This is a genomic window from Fenollaria timonensis, from assembly GCF_001457835.1.
Lineage (GTDB): Bacteria > Bacillota > Clostridia > Tissierellales > Peptoniphilaceae > Fenollaria > Fenollaria timonensis.
Genome location: NZ_LN898230.1, coordinates 110,933 through 127,468, shown reverse-complemented (window position 1 = coordinate 127,468; position 16,536 = coordinate 110,933). Strand labels below are relative to the sequence as shown.

At 32.9% G+C, this 16,536-nt stretch carries 15 protein-coding genes and 1 pseudogene; 1 reads left to right on the top strand and 15 read right to left on the bottom strand.

All coding sequences use genetic code 11. From position 1 onward, the window contains the following. Positions 1–165: 165 nt before the first annotated feature. The 8 genes and pseudogenes from BN3004_RS03780 to BN3004_RS03740 form a co-directional block, all read right to left on the bottom strand. Positions 166–1,245 carry an IS30 family transposase gene (locus tag BN3004_RS03780; RefSeq protein WP_058259272.1) on the bottom strand — a complete coding sequence of 360 codons (1,080 nt, stop codon included), beginning with the start codon at positions 1,243–1,245 and terminating at the stop codon, positions 166–168. Between the two features lie 411 nt (positions 1,246–1,656). Continuing rightward, a complete protein-coding gene (locus BN3004_RS03775; RefSeq protein ID WP_058259926.1) occupies positions 1,657–2,148 on the bottom strand; it encodes a PcfB family protein in 492 nt (163 codons plus the stop codon). Positions 2,149–2,162: 14 nt separating this feature from the next. Continuing rightward, positions 2,163–3,020: an ATP-binding protein gene (locus tag BN3004_RS03770; protein ID WP_005956106.1), complete on the bottom strand. Its 858-nt coding sequence runs from the start codon at positions 3,018–3,020 to the stop codon at positions 2,163–2,165. 14 nt (positions 3,021–3,034) lie between these two features. Beyond that, complete coding sequence (locus tag BN3004_RS03765) at positions 3,035–4,033, bottom strand: replication initiator protein A (protein WP_432416302.1); 999 nt, start codon at positions 4,031–4,033, stop codon at positions 3,035–3,037. A 65-nt stretch (positions 4,034–4,098) separates the two neighbouring features. After that, positions 4,099–4,389, bottom strand: a complete 291-nt coding sequence (locus tag BN3004_RS03760) for a CD1845 family protein (RefSeq protein WP_004829699.1) — start codon at positions 4,387–4,389, stop codon at positions 4,099–4,101. Between the two features lie 43 nt (positions 4,390–4,432). Further along, a pseudogene (locus tag BN3004_RS08520) lies at positions 4,433–5,650 on the bottom strand (ABC transporter transmembrane domain-containing protein). Positions 5,651–5,804: 154 nt separating this feature from the next. Next, positions 5,805–7,220: a C69 family dipeptidase gene (locus BN3004_RS03745; RefSeq protein ID WP_058259923.1), complete on the bottom strand. Its 1,416-nt coding sequence runs from the start codon at positions 7,218–7,220 to the stop codon at positions 5,805–5,807. 162 nt (positions 7,221–7,382) lie between these two features. Continuing rightward, positions 7,383–7,952 (bottom strand): redoxin domain-containing protein, encoded by a 570-nt coding sequence (locus BN3004_RS03740; RefSeq protein ID WP_058259922.1) that lies wholly within the window; start codon positions 7,950–7,952, stop codon positions 7,383–7,385. A gap of 130 nt (positions 7,953–8,082) precedes the next feature. On the opposite strand from BN3004_RS03740, the gene BN3004_RS03735 reads away from it, so the two are divergent. Beyond that, on the top strand, positions 8,083–9,345 hold the full coding sequence (locus BN3004_RS03735; RefSeq protein WP_058259921.1) for a DUF1576 domain-containing protein: 1,263 nt from the start codon (positions 8,083–8,085) through the stop codon (positions 9,343–9,345). A 196-nt stretch (positions 9,346–9,541) separates the two neighbouring features. On the opposite strand, the gene BN3004_RS03730 is transcribed toward BN3004_RS03735, so the two are convergent. From BN3004_RS03730 to BN3004_RS03700, 7 genes are all read right to left on the bottom strand, one after another. Continuing rightward, the gene (locus tag BN3004_RS03730) at positions 9,542–10,717 is read right to left on the bottom strand and encodes an ISL3 family transposase (RefSeq protein ID WP_058259271.1); all 1,176 of its coding nucleotides are present in this window, start codon (positions 10,715–10,717) and stop codon (positions 9,542–9,544) included. Positions 10,718–10,937: 220 nt separating this feature from the next. Further along, on the bottom strand, positions 10,938–12,632 hold the full coding sequence (locus BN3004_RS03725; protein WP_058259920.1) for an ABC transporter ATP-binding protein: 1,695 nt from the start codon (positions 12,630–12,632) through the stop codon (positions 10,938–10,940). Positions 12,633–12,826: 194 nt separating this feature from the next. Then, entirely contained in the window at positions 12,827–13,783 is a 957-nt protein-coding gene (locus tag BN3004_RS03720; protein ID WP_058259919.1) for a heterodisulfide reductase-related iron-sulfur binding cluster, read from the bottom strand. Next, complete coding sequence (locus BN3004_RS03715) at positions 13,773–14,459, bottom strand: TIGR04283 family arsenosugar biosynthesis glycosyltransferase (RefSeq protein WP_058259918.1); 687 nt, start codon at positions 14,457–14,459, stop codon at positions 13,773–13,775. Before BN3004_RS03715 ends, BN3004_RS03720 begins: the two co-directional genes overlap by 11 nt. Further along, positions 14,431–15,105: a TVP38/TMEM64 family protein gene (locus tag BN3004_RS03710; RefSeq protein WP_196792477.1), complete on the bottom strand. Its 675-nt coding sequence runs from the start codon at positions 15,103–15,105 to the stop codon at positions 14,431–14,433. Before BN3004_RS03710 ends, BN3004_RS03715 begins: the two co-directional genes overlap by 29 nt. After that, the gene (locus tag BN3004_RS03705; protein ID WP_058259917.1) at positions 15,074–15,769 is read right to left on the bottom strand and encodes a TVP38/TMEM64 family protein; all 696 of its coding nucleotides are present in this window, start codon (positions 15,767–15,769) and stop codon (positions 15,074–15,076) included. The genes BN3004_RS03710 and BN3004_RS03705 overlap by 32 nt, the downstream gene beginning before the upstream one ends. Further along, a complete protein-coding gene (locus BN3004_RS03700) occupies positions 15,747–16,463 on the bottom strand; it encodes a TIGR04282 family arsenosugar biosynthesis glycosyltransferase (RefSeq protein ID WP_058259916.1) in 717 nt (238 codons plus the stop codon). The genes BN3004_RS03705 and BN3004_RS03700 overlap by 23 nt, the downstream gene beginning before the upstream one ends. Positions 16,464–16,536 lie beyond the last annotated feature (73 nt).

Sequence of the window (16,536 nt, the reverse complement as noted above, 5' to 3'; positions counted from 1 at the left end):
TATATCTTATTACTGGAACTTGTTTTATTTTTTTACCTATCTTTTTTCTTTCCAAGACAAAAATCATATTTTCATTTCTTTATAAATTGCAACAATAAGTTAGCCACCCAGACATCATATAGACTAAATGTATAGTATAGCTTAAAAGTATTTATTTTTATTAAACTAGATACTTTTAAGCTGTTTTATTTCCTTTATGAACTCTTCTTTTGCAGTTTTGTAATTAAAGATTTTTCTTGGCAAATTATTCATCCACTCGTTTATTCTGTATATTTTTTCTTTTGATACTTCTTCTATTGATGTGCCTTTTTGTATAAATCTTCGTATTAATTTATGTTGACATTCACTAGTTCCTCTTTCCCATGATGTATATGGATGACAAAAATATATATCTACATATTCTGCTAATTCTGATAAGCTTGAAAATTCTGAACCATTATCTGATGTTATACTTTTAAATATTTCTTTGTTTAACTGCGCATTATCTTTTAAGAATTTAAGTCCAATGTCTACTGCATCGGGTGTTTTTCCATGTATTTTTATCAGCTTTTCATATCTTGTTTTTCTTTCTACTAATGTAAGTAGTACTGGATCTGTCTTTTTCTTTTTACCTATAACTGTATCTATTTCCCAGTGGCCGAATTCTTCTCTTGTTTGTATTTTATCTGGTCTTTCTTCTATGGATATGCCAAGCTTTTTCTTGTTTTGTCTTGTTCTTCTTGTGCTATTTTTGTTTTTTCTCTTTACTTTTTCTAGTAGATCTATATTTTTTGTTTTCATTAGTGACTTATTTATCCAGTTGTAGAGGCTTTTTGTTGATGGTATTTCTGATGATGGAAAGAGTCTATTTGCTTTTGCGTATCCAACACATACATCTGGAGACCATTTATCTTTTAACATTTTATTGTCTGCCCATTTAAGAAATTCGACTATATCTATATATTTTGGTCTTCTTCCGCAAGAAGATCTATTGTTTATATATACCTCATAATTAGTTAAGGCAAAGTATTTTTCATCGTAGTAAGTATATGTTTTGTTATTACTTTTTATTATTCTCTTTTGCTTTACTGTGCCTTTCTTTATTGCGTTGTTTATTGTCTGCGGGGCTCTATTTAGCCTTCTTGCTATCTCTCTGTTGCTATGTCCATCTATTTTCCATGCCTGTATTAATGACATTTCATGTAGTGATAGATGTGAATTTTTCTTGCGTTCTGTAAATTCTATGGTATAATTTATATGAGTCATGTGTACCTCCGTATAGTTGTTTTTTTGTTTGTTACTAATACTATACCATATGTACACATGATTTTTTTATTTGGTGGCTAAGTTAATTATACAATCTTCCATTTTCATTTCTTTTAAAATATCCTAAATCTTTATGGTAGCTTATACCACACTTGCAATGTAGTAGGCCTATAAATTGTTGTTTCATCTTTCTTTTACATTTTGGGCAAATATTTTTCTTCATTTCATACACTTATACTTTACTTTCAAAGGTAGCTTTTAGTTTCTTTCCTAATACTTCTGCTCTCATTTTTTATCTATAGATAAGAGAAATTCTTCTACTGGATGATTCCAATCTTCTTTTTCATAGTATTCAACAATACAGCTATTCATGCCTTCTCATCATATATATTATATATCTAAGTTCTTTTATTATAAACTTTGTTCCTGATGCTTATGTTTAACCTTATCTCTGTCAATAGTATCTTTGACTTTATCCTTGAAGTTATTAAGCCTTTCTATTACAGATTTTCTTTTTCTTGACTTATCTTTAGTAAATTTCTGGACTGTCTTTTTAAAAGCTTGTTCCATTACTTTTATATCTTTTGCTTGAAAAAAGATAATGTTGTTTCCATTTTCTAAATCTTTCTTTATGGAAAATTTCACCCCATATCTTTTTAATTCTTTTTTCAATGCTTTTAAGTCTATGTCATTTAATTCTAAGGTTTCTACTTTACCTTTTTTTACAAGGTCTTTTACTTTTACTTTTTTAAATTTTTCTAAGGGTCTTGACTGTTCTGTCTGCGCTTTATGTTTATTTATTTCTAATATTTTCTTCATCAAATTTATAACTTGCTTGGCTGTTACTATACTTGCTTTTTGTACTATGGCTATTGTTCTGCTATTTATATCATCATTTTGCATTCACTCACCTACTTTCATTCTTTTTTTAATATTTCATAGGCTAATTTTGATTTCTCCTTCATTTTTTCTATTCTTCTATTTTCTCCTGTAAATATAATGGGACTGCATATTTCAAGTATCCTTGAGTAAATTCTTTTATCTTTTATAGTTTCAGGATTAGTTAAAGCTGATATATTTAAGTTTGTTGTTATAATTAGAGGTTTCCCACTTCTATATCTACTATCTATTATGTTAAAGATATGCTCAGCTGCAAAATCTGTATCTCTTTCCATTCCAAAATCATCAATAATTAATAGTTTCTTATGATTTAGGTTATCTATATACTTACTCTTATCAATCTCAAAGTTAGTCATATCATTTAAAATTACTGAAAAATTTGTCATTTTGACTGATATTTCTTTTTCTAGTAAAGCATTTGCTATAGCACTTGCAAGATATGTTTTTCCACATCCCACATTCCCTGTGAGAATTAACCCTATATTATTTTCATATATTTCATCAAATTTTTCCACATAGTTTTTTGCTACTTTTTCATGCTCACTATCTTTGTCCATATTTTTAAAATTCCAATTTAATAGGATAGGATCAGAAAAACACTCTTTTTTTAAGTGTTCAATTTTTAAAAGCCTTTTATTTTCTTTTCTTTTTTCTTCCTCTAATTTTTGTCTTTCTTTTTTACATTGACATAAAATACCAACTTTTTTTATTTCTCCAAAGAAGTCTATTTCTTTTTCAATTGGTGTTTTACATTTTGCACAATATTTTAATCCTGTTTCTTGATCTATATAACTCCTATTTTCTTCATCTTTTGATGGACTATTTGTTTCTGCATTTTTTATTTTCTGTTCTAAGATTTCTTTTATTAATTCCATATGCGCCTCTCCTATCAAGTATTTAAAAATTCTCTCCAAATATCCTCATCGTTACTATAGTCATAGTTTTCTCTTTTCTGATCTTCTCTCTTTATGACTTCTATGTTTCTAATACTTTCATCTGCATTGTATAAGAGAGTCAGTAGATAGGCATTAATGTTTCTAATATCCTTTGGAGCATTTTCTCTTAGGTATTTCAAAACATAGTCTATGTGTTTATAGTTAAGACTTAGAAATTTTTCTTTAAAATTTTCATTGGATATATGCCTCCCTCCTATTTTAATGTTTGTAAAGCTAGTTAAGGCTTTTACAAGTACATTTATCATTACATCTACTTGCTTCTTTTCTTCTATTCTTACTTTTTCAAAGGTTTCATAAGATATATTCTTTTTTATAGTTTCTTTTAATTCTTCCTCCTCCAAAGTTTTTTTTGATTTTTCTCCTAGCTTTTCTAAGGGGGATATGGGGGTGGTATTATTAAAATCAGTATTATTAGTTTCAGTATTATTAATATTAGTATTATTAGAGTCCTCTTTTGAAACTTCTTGAGGTTTGTTTTCTAAACTTCCTGAAGTTTGTTTTTTAAACTTCTTGAGGTTTGCTTTTGAAACTTCTGTAGTTTTATTATTTTCTGTGTAAATAAAGTTCTTTACATAAAGTAAATTTGGCTTTCCAAGTCCTAACCTCTTTTTTTCTAATAATCCTATCTCTTCAATTTCTTTCATTACTTTGACCGATTTATTTCTCCCCCAATTTAATACTTCCATAATTTCTTCTATGGTATAGATGATGTATACCTTGTTTTCTTCATCTAACCATTTATTCTTAATTGACAAGCTCATTCTATCGAGTAGAATTCCATAAAGAATTTTTGCTTCTACGGATAGTTTTTTAAAATTTAAGTCGGTAAACAAAGTTTTGGGAATCCTAAAAAATGAATATTGTTCTGCTTCATTGCCATAATAATATTCAAATTTAACTATTTCTTTCATCATAACCCCCTTTCTTTTCATATAAAAAGAGATAGCTTTGATTTTGCTATCTCTTTTTCATCGTTTTAATCTATTTATTTTTATATTTAAATTGTTTTTATTCTTTCATTCACCTCTTCTATCCCTTCTATAATAAAATATCCTAGCACTGGTAAACCATAAGGACTAAAAAGATATGCTAGTATAATTGCCTCTATAGCAAGTGCTTTTTCTCCATGATAAACAGATCCTAAAAATCCCATAATAGCGATAAATGAAATCAGTTTAAAAAATATTGTACTAAGTCCTAATACAAACGTTAAAAATAGAGTGATGATACTTAACGCTATACTAATAGGAAACAATATGATTTTGAAAAAAACTCTAAATATTATCATATTCTCTTCAATCCTTATTACTTATGTTTTCTTTTCTTTTTTGTTAATTTAATAAAAAAGATGACAGACTTAATCCTAAATCGTCTTGTTTAAAAGTTTTGTGGAAGCCTTTAAACTTTGATTTTAATGGATTTATTGTATCTGTCATCATTATATCACTGTCCCCGCTGCCGCTCTCGCCTATAACTGCATAGGCACCTCCATCGGCTAATTCATATGAGAAGTTTTTAAATATATCTCTATCGCCAAAGGCAAAGCTAAAGTTATTAACACTTACTCCGTCTTTTACTTTGCCTGCTTCTAATGCTAAGGCTCTGCCCTTTGGAAGTTCTTCGTTACTCTTAAGCATATTTAAGAATTTATCTCCAACGCCCTTAGTCGATTTTATATTGTTATACGTCTCTATAGCATTTCCAACTGCGTCTGAAACTGATGTTATAAAGAACATAGACATGATTAGGTCACCGGTAGTAACTGTACCTTTTAGTATCAATAAAGCGCCTAAAGATAAAATTACTAATTGGCTCAATAAACCTACTCCACGCATCGATTGATTAAAGATATTCATTTTTATATTTGACTCTTTTATTGTTGATAAATTTTTACCTAAGACTTTTAAATAGCGATTTATAAAAGTTTCTTCATTACCTGATTGTTTTATAGGGTGTGATCCAAAAACGATTTCTTTTATTCCGCCAAATTTTTCTTCATTTGACTGAGAAACTTCCATTTGAAGCTTTTGCTATTTTTTAGTGACAAACTTACTTAAGAAGAATGGTAAAAGTGAAAATGCTAAGCTAAGTGCACAGAAGTATGGACTTATAAGGAACAAAGCTACTAAGAAAACTATGGCTTGTATTACATAGCTTGCAAAATGGCTAAGAGTAAAAAAATAATCTCTTCTTAGTATGTTTAAGTCCTCGTTCATTAAATTTATGTAATAATCATTTGATCTCTTATCATATATAGCCGTTGGCATTAAAAATACTGCTCTGCAATAATCTCTATTTAATGATAAGGCAACGTTATTTGAAAAATTGTTGCTAGAAATAAGCATAAGATAAGAAGTAAAAACCCATAGAACTATAAATAAAAGTGCATATAAAGAACTTTCTTTAATAATTTCAAAGTTTCCTGCTCCTGCTGCGTCAACAACTTTACCCATATTACTTGTTAAAAAATAAAATGATATAGTGCTTAGTAGTGCAAATAAAATTGATAAAATCAAATATTTTAAATTTGCTTTAATGTACTTTTTCATAAATTACCTCCTTCATTAATTACTCCAGTTATTTTAGACTATATATACATTATACCCCCCATATTATTTGTCAAGCTCATATAATTTATTTTCATGCTAAAGCAAAAAATGGAGCCTCATCATAAGGCCCCATCCATATACATAATACTAAATTCTATAAGTTTTTATCCATTTGGAAAGTTAATTTTGAAGTGAACAAAGCTCTTGTTGCGTAATCTTGTAATTGTTTCTTTGTTTCTTCGATGAAGTAAGTAGCTGTCTTTTGGTTTTCTTCTGTCAAGTACTTCATAAGTGCTTTGTCGTCTAAGCCCTTTGCTCCTTTTTGAACTTCCATAACTCTTTGTCTGCCATAGATTGCCATGCGTTGTAGAAACTCGTGTGTGTCTCTGTTGAATAGCTTGTAGTGTTCTTCTGCGTAGTATGCAAAAACTTTTGCTAGCCAGTAAGCGTTGTCGATGTCCATCTTTTCAGGAACTGTTCTGTATTCTTGTGGTGTATCTTCAACGTAGTTAAAGAACGGTACGTATGGGTTGAATGCTGTTGTTCCGAAGGATAACCAAGTTACTCCTCTAAGTTTTTCATCTAGGTCTGGATATACTTGTAAGATATGTGAGTGAGCTGTTCTTGATAGTGAGATGCATCTGAATCTCTTCTTTTCTTGCTCTGTTCCTTGCCAGCCTAATGGGTCAAATTCTGTTTCGTTATAGTGTGAGCCTAAAACTTTAGCGCAGTCTTCTACTGAGATCTTTCTTGTAGCTTTCTTTATAAAAGGTATGTCGCCGCATGTTGGGTCGCAGTCACATGATGACAATAGTTTGTGTGCGTACCAAGCTCTTGGTGTATTATAAACTCTGTCTAGCTCTCTATATGTGCCGAAAACTTTTCTAAAGTTAAATCCTTCGAAGTCTGGATTTAAGTTATTTTCTTTAACAAATTCTTCCATGCCTTCTGACCACATATAATTTTCTTTGTCATTAAAGTCTATTTGTTCGATGCATACGTGGTTTGGAGCAACTGCATAACAATCATCAGGTATCCTAACTGCTACCCAGTGATGTCCTGTAGGTATCTCCATGTACCATGCTTCGTCCTTGTCCGCGAACAAGATACCGTTGCCTTCAGCTGAACCATATTTCTTAATAAGTTCGCCTAAAAATTTAATTCCGTCACGAGCTGATTTTGCATATGGTGTAACTAAGTCATTTATAGCATCTTCTGCGATACCATCAAGAACTAATGGATCAAGAGCTAAAACTCTTTCGTTGCCGTATAAGCTTTCAGTCGAGCTAACTGCAACGCCTAGTTCGTTAAAACCTGCTTCAGCATAAGCGCCTGGCTCGTTCTTATCGTCTGATGGGATAGCTGTATATCTCATAGCGCCCTTTGGCAATTCTACTTTAACCTTAGTGTTGTCTGATTCATAAGTGCTTCCTTCTGGCTTAGCTTCATGAACCACAAATTTCTTTAGGTTTATAGCGTCGTGGTAGTCTTCGTTTCTTGCGATGATGATAGTTCCATCTATTGACGCTTTTTTACCAACTAATATAGTTGTACACTCTGTTTTTCTCATAAAATAACCTCCTTAATTTACACACATAGTTTTGCCTATATATTTATTATACAACTAAATATATTAATACGTCAAGCGAATTATCCCTTTATCTTGATAATTTTTTAAAATGCCCTAGACGTAAAAAGAGTAGGCATAGATGCGCCTACTCTTGTAAGTATCTTAGATTGTACCTACTAGGTCCATGCCTGGTGTAAGTGTGTCTTCGCCTGGCATCCAGTTTGCTGGGCAGACTTTGTCTCCGTGTTCGTTAACGAATTTTGAAGCTTCTACTTTTCTTAGTAATTCCTTAGGGCTTCTGCCTATACCCATGTCGTGGATTTCATAAGCAGTGATAACGCCGTCTGGATTGATTACGAAAGATCCTCTGTAAGCTTGGCCTTCTTCTTCGTTTAAAACTCCAAGCATTCTAGAAAGTTCAAATGCTCTGTCAGCTAGCATAACGTATTTAGCTTTTGAAACTGCTGGAGATGTTTTTTGCCATTCCATGTGAACAAATTCAGAGTCAGTTGAAACTGAATATACTTCGCAGCCAGCTTTCTTAAAGTTTTCATATTCTTCAGCAAGTGCTTCTAGTTCAGTTGGGCATACAAATGTAAAGTCTCCTGGGTAGAAGAAAAGTACGCTCCAGTGACCCTTTAAGTCTTCGTTTGTTACTTGGAAAAAGTCCTTGCCTGCTTGAAATGCATTTACCTTAAATTCGTCTAATTGTTTACCTATTAAATTTGTCATTTATACCTCCTTATCGAGCCTTTCGCTCAATCCATATATACCCAATTCGCCTAAATAAATCACAAAAAATATTATATCAATTTTATCTATTTTTATGGTAAAATATATATAAGATAAGGAGGCGCATAACATGATTAACCTTAGTGATTATAAAAATAAGTACTTAATTTTATACTTATACGCCATATTTTTATTTATAACGGGCTTTGCCTTTAACACGCCAGATGAAATTGTAAATGGCCTAAATATCATCTGCGTCTCATCGGCATCTCTCGTGACAGACTATATGAAGCTTGCAAACATCAGAGCCGCCCTTGTTAATAGCTCCATAGTCACACTATTCTCGATAATGATAATGAATATAAGAAAGATAGACTTAAGAGGCATACATATAGCCGCCGTCTTCGTTGTGTCGGGCTTCTCGCTCTTTGGCAAGAATCTACTTAATTCAATGCCGCTAATGTTTGGCGTCATCGCCTTCACAAGGCTTTACAAAATCAAGATCGAAGACAATATCGCAAACGCCCTCTTCGTTACATCACTCGCGCCAATGGTGACGAACGTCTACTTACTAGTTGGCGGCGTCTTTGGCGTGGTCTGTGCCTTCTTCGCAGGCTTTTTAGTCGGCTTTATATTTACGCCGCTTTTAAAACCATTCAAAGAGTTTCACAAGGGATTTAACCTTTACAATGGCGGCTTCACAGCAGGTATCATCGCCATGTTCTACTCAGGCTTTTTAAAGACTATAAACATAGAGCTGCCACAAAGACACATAGTTTTAAGTGGATACAACGATAAGTTCCTGCCACTACTTTTACTTCTATCGATGCTCTTCATAATTTTGGGACTTAGCGAAAAAAATGCACTTATAAATTATTTTAAACTTCTTAAGAGGATAGGACCCATGCTTCAAAATTACGAGGCAGAGTTTGGTAGCGGCGCCTGCCTAATAAATGCGGGCACACTTGGCATAGTATCGACGCTTTATGTAATACTTGTCGGAGGCGAGCTAAACGGGCCAATCATCGGCGGCATACTGACAATCATGGGCTTTGCCTTCATTGGTAAAGACATAAGAAACGCCTTGCCAATATTTTTAGGCATATACGTCGCGAGCCTGATCAACGTCTACAACCCGCATGACACAGCACTTCTACTTGCTAGCCTTTTTGGCACAACACTTTGCCCAATCTCAAACTACTACGGTAGCTTCGCAGGCTTCTTGGCAGGCTTCTTGCACATGGCGCTTATAAACAACGTCGGCGGCCTTCACTCAGGACTGAACCTTTATAACAATGGTTTCTCCGGTGGATTCATAGCTGCATTTATGGTGCCACTACTAGATACCTTTTATAAAAGGCCAAAGTATTTGCAGGTGAAAAAAGAAGAATAGTATATGAGATATAAAATAAGGCTCTATGTCAAATATTGGGGAGACTTATTGATTTAAGTCTCTCTTTTTATGTTAAAACTAACATTTGCACGTTTTTAATTTATATACTTAAAATAACACAAATTTATGTAATTTTTGCATGACTAATAAACCTATATAGGCTTATTAGGTTTTTATGATGTTTTATATATATATTTTAGTCTAAAAGCATTATTCTTTTTCTGAACCTCTCGAAGTTTCTCATACCAAAGCTGTTTCTTTTTAGTGTCTTTATCTTTGTATGTTTTCCTTCTAGTGCTCCATTTGAATGTTTGTAGTCAAATGAGTTTGTAATTTCATCAGACCAGTTTGTAAAGGCTGTTATACATGATTTAAACTCTTTAAGTTTTGATTTTTTACATATGTCTATCCATGCGTTTACCTTGTATTGTGCTTGTTCTTTGTTTTTCTGCACTAGAACTTCTTGATAGAAGGATTCTTTTAAGCCATATGCTAGTCTTAGCTCTTCGCTTATCTCTAGCATTAGAGCTGCTTCTCGCTTTTGATCATCATTAAGTTTTGGCATTGGTTTTGTAAGTATGCTTTTACTTCTTTTTAGGTATATTCTCATTTCTGCTGATGTATCTTTTTGTATTCTCTTTCTTACGTTTTCTAAGCTCCAAGAGACTTGTCTTACGAAGTGATATTTGTCTGCTATGTGTACTGCGTTTTTAAAGTATGCGTTTTTAACGTTTTTAAATGTTTTTGACATATCGCTAACAAATATCTTTACATTTTCTCTTTCTTCTTTTGGTATGTTTTTAAAGTATTCAAACAAAATATTTTCTTGCCTACTTTTAACTATGTCTATGATTTCATGTGTTATGCCATCTAGAAGTGAGCATTGATACTTGTATGAACCGCTGTCGCCTTTAAACTCGTCTATTAAAAGTACTTTTGGAAGACTTTTTCTCTCTACTGATAGGTAAGATAGGACTCTTGTAACTGTTGATGTGCTTACTGAGTATCTTCTTGATATTGACTTTATTGAGTAAAGTTCTCTAAACTCTCTAGCTATGGATGCTACTAGTCTTTTTGTCATGGTCATTTTCTTTGCTACTAGTTCTGTTTTGCTATCAATTCTTTTCCCGCAGCACTTACAGTTGTACCTAGTTTTTCTTAGGTTTATTATGCATTTTTTACCATGCATCTGTGTATCTTTTATCTTTTGAGTTCTGTGATCATGAACCCAGATATGTTTAGAACCACAGTATGGGCAGCTTTTTAACTTTTTTGTCTGTGCTTCTATAACTACTACATTTTCACCTTCTTTAAAATTGTTAACAACTACATCTTTACAAGCTAGCAAATTTATGGTATTATATTCTTGCACTTGTACACACCTCCTATGTTGTAGTGGTATTTTAAGTATAGGATAAAATGTGTGCAAGTGCAACTTTTTTTTGTAATTTTATCAAAAAAATATCTATTGAGGTTTTACTCCCCAATAGATATTATACAGCCTAAAATAAGCAGATGCATTTTGAGGTGCATCTGCTTTTGTATTTGCGTCTATTATCTATTTAATTCTTATCAATTTTTTATTCTTTACATTATAAACTTATATTACATAGCGAATAAAAATAATCTTTCTTTGTAATAAGTTCATCATAAGTGCCTTGTTCAACTATTTCTCCATTTTTCATAACAAGTATTTCATCAAATTTTTTAAGTTCTTCTTTTTTTAAGCTATGTGTTATAACTATCCTTGTTAATTCTTCTAGAGAAAGTATTTGATCTAAAACCAATTTTGATGTTTCTGCATCAAGAGCTGATGTTGCCTCATCCATCAAAAGTACTTTTGTGTTTTTTAGAAGTGAACGAGCAATCGATATTCTTTGTCTTTCGCCACCTGATAAGTTAACGCCATTTTCCCCACAATTAAAGTCTAATCCCTTTTTTTCAATCAATGATTTTAATCCAGAAAGTTCTATCGCTCTATTAACTTTAGCATCATCAAAATCTTTGTACAAAGTTATATTATCTTTTATAGTACTGTTAAATATAAAAACATCTTGTTGTACCATTGAAAGCAAATTATAAAGAGAAGTGCTTTCTATATCCTTAAGATCTTTGTCATCAAACATAATAGCACCATCATAATTTAAGTAGCCTCTCATTATAAGTCTAAGTATAGTTGACTTACCACTGCCACTTTCTCCGACTATGGCATAGCTCTTGCCATTATCAAAGCTAAGGTTTAGATCTTTAAGAGCCAGCTTATCATCACCATTGTATGAGAATGATACATCTTCGAATTTAATACCATCGCTAATATTTTTAAGTTTTAAAGTGCCAACTTCTTCTTCATTTGATTTAGCAAGGCCTTCCATCTTATCTATAAGTCCACTAGCTGCCTTCTTCTTTGCGAATAGTATTGGCAGCTCTTGTATAGGCTGCATTATATTATTCATAAGTTGTACTATAGCAATAACTACGCCAAGCGTTATTTGTCCTTTAATAGCTAAAATTGCACCAACTGCAAATATACTCATTTGTATGCCGCCAGACAAAACCATAGATACAGCATTGATGTTTCCTTCAGTATTCTTTCTTCTTTGCTTTTCACGTTCAAGTTCATTATTTTCTTCTTTAAATAATCTCATAGCAGTATCTTCAGCATGAAAGCTTTTTATTATGAAGAAACCGCTAAGTAAATCCTTAATTTTCCCCATAAAACTTTCGTTCTTTTCACTAATTTCTTTTTCAACCGCTTGTAATTTATTGCCTACAACTACAGATACAGCTATAGGTATTAAGCACAATAATATTATTGCTATAGTCATAATCCAACTATAATATATCATCATGGCTAAGCCACCAAATAAAGAAACTAATTTAACAACAATTAATATGCTTCCTGAAAGATAGTTTTCTTCTATGTAAGTAGCATCATTAGTAAGTATTGAAAGATATGAGTTTGTTGCTTCACTTGCAAATGAGCTTATGCCTTTCTTTGTTATTATACCAAAAGCATCGTTTTTATATTGATACATTGCTTTTCTAAAAAAAGCTGCCTTAATAGACTTAGCTAATAGCTCTACTATAAGTAAAGCAGCTATAAGTATAAACATAAATAATATTACACTTTTTAATTCATCTAAAGAGCCTTTATTTGCCACATCGAGTAATCTTTGCGCTACATAAGCAAAAAAGATAAGTATTATCATGCTTGCTACAGATAAAGCTAGGCTCAATAAGTATAGTAACTTATTATTTCTGAAAAAACTTTTTCTTAGGTCATTCATCGTAAGTCCCCCTTGTACAAATGTATTTAGCACTATGCTAAAGTGCTTATATGTTAATGATATCATAAATGGGGGGGGTGTCAACAACTATCTCAATTTTTTTTCAAGTAAATTATTTAATTATATACCTTGTCGATAATTTTATCAAGATTAGCATAAAAAAAGATAAGCTCAATTGAACTTATCTTTCTAATTTATCTTCCGCCATAGAATTTCATCTTTATTAATCTAGCTAGGCTTGTTGGGACGACTTTTTCATCTGTGCCAAGTATCATGCAAAGTGCGTGCTGATTAGATATTTGATTTTTTGTGAACTGTATTGAGCAGCTTGCGCAATATGTTGTGACCATGCTCTCATAATTTTTAAGTCTATCTAAAAATGCTTTCGCTATCTCAGGTTCATCGCGGCTCGCAAGTCCGCCTAGGCCGCAGCATAGAACGTCTTTGTAATCACTTTTGGCATTTGGCATAAAGTATTTTAAATCTTTAAACATCTCTTTATGAACTTTGTCTGGACATGGGTGGTAGATGTGAAACTTATCTTCAAAAACCTTGCCTATGCCTAGCTCGTGAAGCTTTTCATATATTGTTATAACGTTTATGTCTGTGTAATCTTTAAAGAAGTGGTAGCAGTTTGGGCAGCATGTAACGACTCTCTTTACTTTTTTCTTAAGTAATAGCATTTTGACGTGGTCAATGTTATTTTGCGCACGCTCCTTGTCACCGCTCTCAAAGACTGGTTTACCGCAGCAGTCGATTGAGTAGTCACAGCCATCGTCCTTAAATATCTCTATCATCTTCTTAGTTGTTTCTGGAAAAGCTCTTGGAAATGAGCAGCCAAGCCATAATAAATCCCTAGTCTCTTTATTTGAGTTATTTCTGAATTTATATAGAGACTTCTCAAACTTCATCATGCCGAAGCCCTCATTTTTCCTATGTATTAGTGAGATCTCTCTGCCATCTAAATCTACTGGACATACCTCGTAGCAGCGGCCACATAAGAAGCATGAGTAAGCAAGGTCCTCTCTAGCTGCAAAATCTTCTAAGTCTAGTTTGTATTTCGTTAAAAAGTCGCAGTTTTGTGTGCATAGTGAGCAGTCGAGGCAAGTATCTTTGACGTATTTTAAATAATTTTTCTTATCATCTTTCATCTTTATATCTCCTTGTGATCTCTTCTATCGGGTAACCTAGTAAAAACATTAATTTTAGCTTTTTATGTAGAATTATGGTTTTAATAATTCCTCTGTTTTCAAAGCGTCTAGCGTCTGTCGTAACGTATGAGTCTATAGCCTTTATCCTTGTTCCTTCTTTTTTGAGCCTTCTTGACATTTCGTAGTCTTCCATAAGTGGTAGTTCTTTGAACATGCCCATGTCTATGAATTTCTCGCGTCTAAAGGACATAGCTTGATCGCCATAGGCAATATTATATAGTTTTAGCCTTATATTTGATCTAAAGGCAACGACCTTCATTAAAAATCTTTTGCTTGTGAATTTTATCTTAATGGCTGCGGCACTATACTTATCAAGTGCCTTATCCATCTTTACTATGGCATCCTTATCTAAATACGAGTCCGCATGCAAAAAGATAACCTTATCCTCGCTAGTTTCTTTAAAGCCTGTATTCATCTGAACTGAACGTGATTTTTCGCTCATAACTATCTTGAATGGGAATTCTTTATTTAGTTTATGAAGCACATCAAGCGTTTTGTCTCCACCATCTGCATAAGCTATGTAGACTTTGAAGTCTCCATCTAAGCTATATAAGTGCCTTATGAAGCGCTCTATGCTTTTTTCTTCCTTATATACTGGAACTACTATTGCTATCATTTTTCTTGTTAACGTACTTTGTAAGCAAAACTGAAATTATTACAAGTGCGAGCATGATTAAAACTGCAATCAAAAACTCTTTGGACTTGTAGTCTTTAATCTTGTCACCTAGGTTTAGGTAAACAAGCGTTCCAGGCATTATCCCCAAGAAAGAAACGATTAGGTACTTCCAAAAGCTTATATCAGTTAGTGGATAAGCATAATTAAGTATATTGTATGGAATGATTGGTGTAAGCCTTAACAAAAATAGTCCTGATGCGATCTTGGCATCTTTGGCAAAATATCTGTCGTAAGTCTTTTTACTCACGTGCTTATGAACCAAGGCGCTAACAAAGTCTCTGCCTATGTATCTTGCGATGACAAACATGATAGACATATTTAAAAGTGCTCCGACCATGGTCAAAAGGCTTCCCTTCACAAAGCCAAATAGAGCAGCAGCTATAAGCGCAAGGACTGGCACTGGGAAGAAAAATACTGGAAGTATCGCAAAAGCTGCCACGTATAAGACTTCTGAAAGCTCTCTTCTCTCTTCGATAAAGGCCTTGAGCTTTTCCATAGGCACGTACTTTATAACTAGAACGGAGCCTATTATTATAATTAATAGGCTCAGTATCTTAATTGGATTTATTTGCTTTTTTCTTGTCATTATATATCTTGCCTATCATATAAACTAAGGCACTTAGAGCAACAACGGAAACTATTGCTATAAATATAGTCTTTGTCGAGCCAGCTAAATTACCTAAGTATGAGTAAACAATAGTTGCAGGAAGTTGTCCAAGACCTGTTGCTATGAAGAAGTCCCAGAACTTTATAGGTGTTAGGCCTGCTGCGTAACTAACTATGTCAAATGAAACGAAGGGAAGGAGTCTGCATATAAGTATTGAGTTTTTGCCGTATCTTTCGAAAAATTCGTCAACTTTAGCAAGTCCTGTCTTAGTAACAACTTTTTCTACATAGTCTCTACCTAGTGTTCTAGCGATGTAGAAGCAAAGAGCCGCTCCAGCCATTGCTGACCAGAACGAAAGAAGTGCGCCCTTCCACCAGCCAAATACTGCTGCATTTGCTAAAGTGATTAATAGAGCTGGTATTGGCGCAAGAACTGATTGCAAAATCATTAGTATAAATGAAATGATAGCTGCATATACGCCATAGCCCCTGATTAGCTCAATAACAGCGTCAAGATTAAGACTTCCTAGTTGAGTTACGAAATTTTTCATAGTCGCATTAAAACTTGGTACTGCAAAATACAGTACTATTACTAGTAATATGATAGAAATAAGTACTATCTTAGAAATTTTCTTTTTCTTCATTATTATTCCCCCAATTATTTATATTTATTAAGTCGTAAAATATTGTCTCATCAAGCTTTATTTTTTTGCCATCTAAGATAATCTCATCCTTACTTAAAAAATACACATTTTTACCAAGGTAATTATATAATAGATCCTCTTTCGTGTCAATATCATCAACGGTTCTAAGGCTCTTAATTAGCGAAGTATTAAAATTTTTAATAGTTTCTTCGAGTATCATTGATTTATTTTTAAAATCTATATTAAGTTTATTATCTAAATTAATCTTCGACGCGACGAGTGAATAGCCACCATCCGATGATGGATTAAAAACTATATCGTTTGTATCAAGCGCAGTAAAGGCGGCCTCGATATCTTTTTTGCTAATGTCATAGATGTCAGAGCCAATGAGAGCGACCTTTTCGTAAGTCTTAAAAGCCGTATCGATAGCAATCTCCATTCTCTCAAAGAGGTTTCCCTCAGCTTGCGCCTTGTATACTTCGTTTGCAAGCAGCTCTTTAAGTACTTCTACCTTGTTAATGGGCGTCACATGCACTTCTAAATCCCATTTATCAGACTTAAGTTCGTTTACTAGCCTTTTAATAAGATTCTTGTGAAATAAAACTATATCTTTCTTAGATAAAAAGTCCTCGAGACGCGTCTTAGTGTGTCCTTCAATAGGTACCCTTGTAAATATAATAAGTAAGTTCTTCATATATATCTCCTTAAACGCAAAAAATGTGTAAAGCGGTATTCGCTTCACACATCTTTTATACCCAATTAATATT

Coding starts and splice junctions, on each gene's coding strand:
- BN3004_RS03780 (WP_058259272.1), bottom strand. CDS start 1,245: ATGACTCATATAAATTATACCATAGAATTTACAGAACGCAAGAAAAAT.
- BN3004_RS03775 (WP_058259926.1), bottom strand. CDS start 2,148: ATGCAAAATGATGATATAAATAGCAGAACAATAGCCATAGTACAAAAA.
- BN3004_RS03770 (WP_005956106.1), bottom strand. CDS start 3,020: ATGGAATTAATAAAAGAAATCTTAGAACAGAAAATAAAAAATGCAGAA.
- BN3004_RS03765 (WP_432416302.1), bottom strand. CDS start 4,033: ATGAAAAGAAAGGGGGTTATGATGAAAGAAATAGTTAAATTTGAATAT.
- BN3004_RS03760 (WP_004829699.1), bottom strand. CDS start 4,389: ATGATAATATTTAGAGTTTTTTTCAAAATCATATTGTTTCCTATTAGT.
- BN3004_RS03745 (WP_058259923.1), bottom strand. CDS start 7,220: ATGAGAAAAACAGAGTGTACAACTATATTAGTTGGTAAAAAAGCGTCA.
- BN3004_RS03740 (WP_058259922.1), bottom strand. CDS start 7,952: ATGACAAATTTAATAGGTAAACAATTAGACGAATTTAAGGTAAATGCA.
- BN3004_RS03735 (WP_058259921.1), top strand. CDS start 8,083: ATGATTAACCTTAGTGATTATAAAAATAAGTACTTAATTTTATACTTA.
- BN3004_RS03725 (WP_058259920.1), bottom strand. CDS start 12,632: ATGAATGACCTAAGAAAAAGTTTTTTCAGAAATAATAAGTTACTATAC.
- BN3004_RS03720 (WP_058259919.1), bottom strand. CDS start 13,783: ATGAAAGATGATAAGAAAAATTATTTAAAATACGTCAAAGATACTTGC.
- BN3004_RS03715 (WP_058259918.1), bottom strand. CDS start 14,459: ATGATAGCAATAGTAGTTCCAGTATATAAGGAAGAAAAAAGCATAGAG.
- BN3004_RS03710 (WP_196792477.1), bottom strand. CDS start 15,105: ATGACAAGAAAAAAGCAAATAAATCCAATTAAGATACTGAGCCTATTA.
- BN3004_RS03705 (WP_058259917.1), bottom strand. CDS start 15,769: ATGAAGAAAAAGAAAATTTCTAAGATAGTACTTATTTCTATCATATTA.
- BN3004_RS03700 (WP_058259916.1), bottom strand. CDS start 16,463: ATGAAGAACTTACTTATTATATTTACAAGGGTACCTATTGAAGGACAC.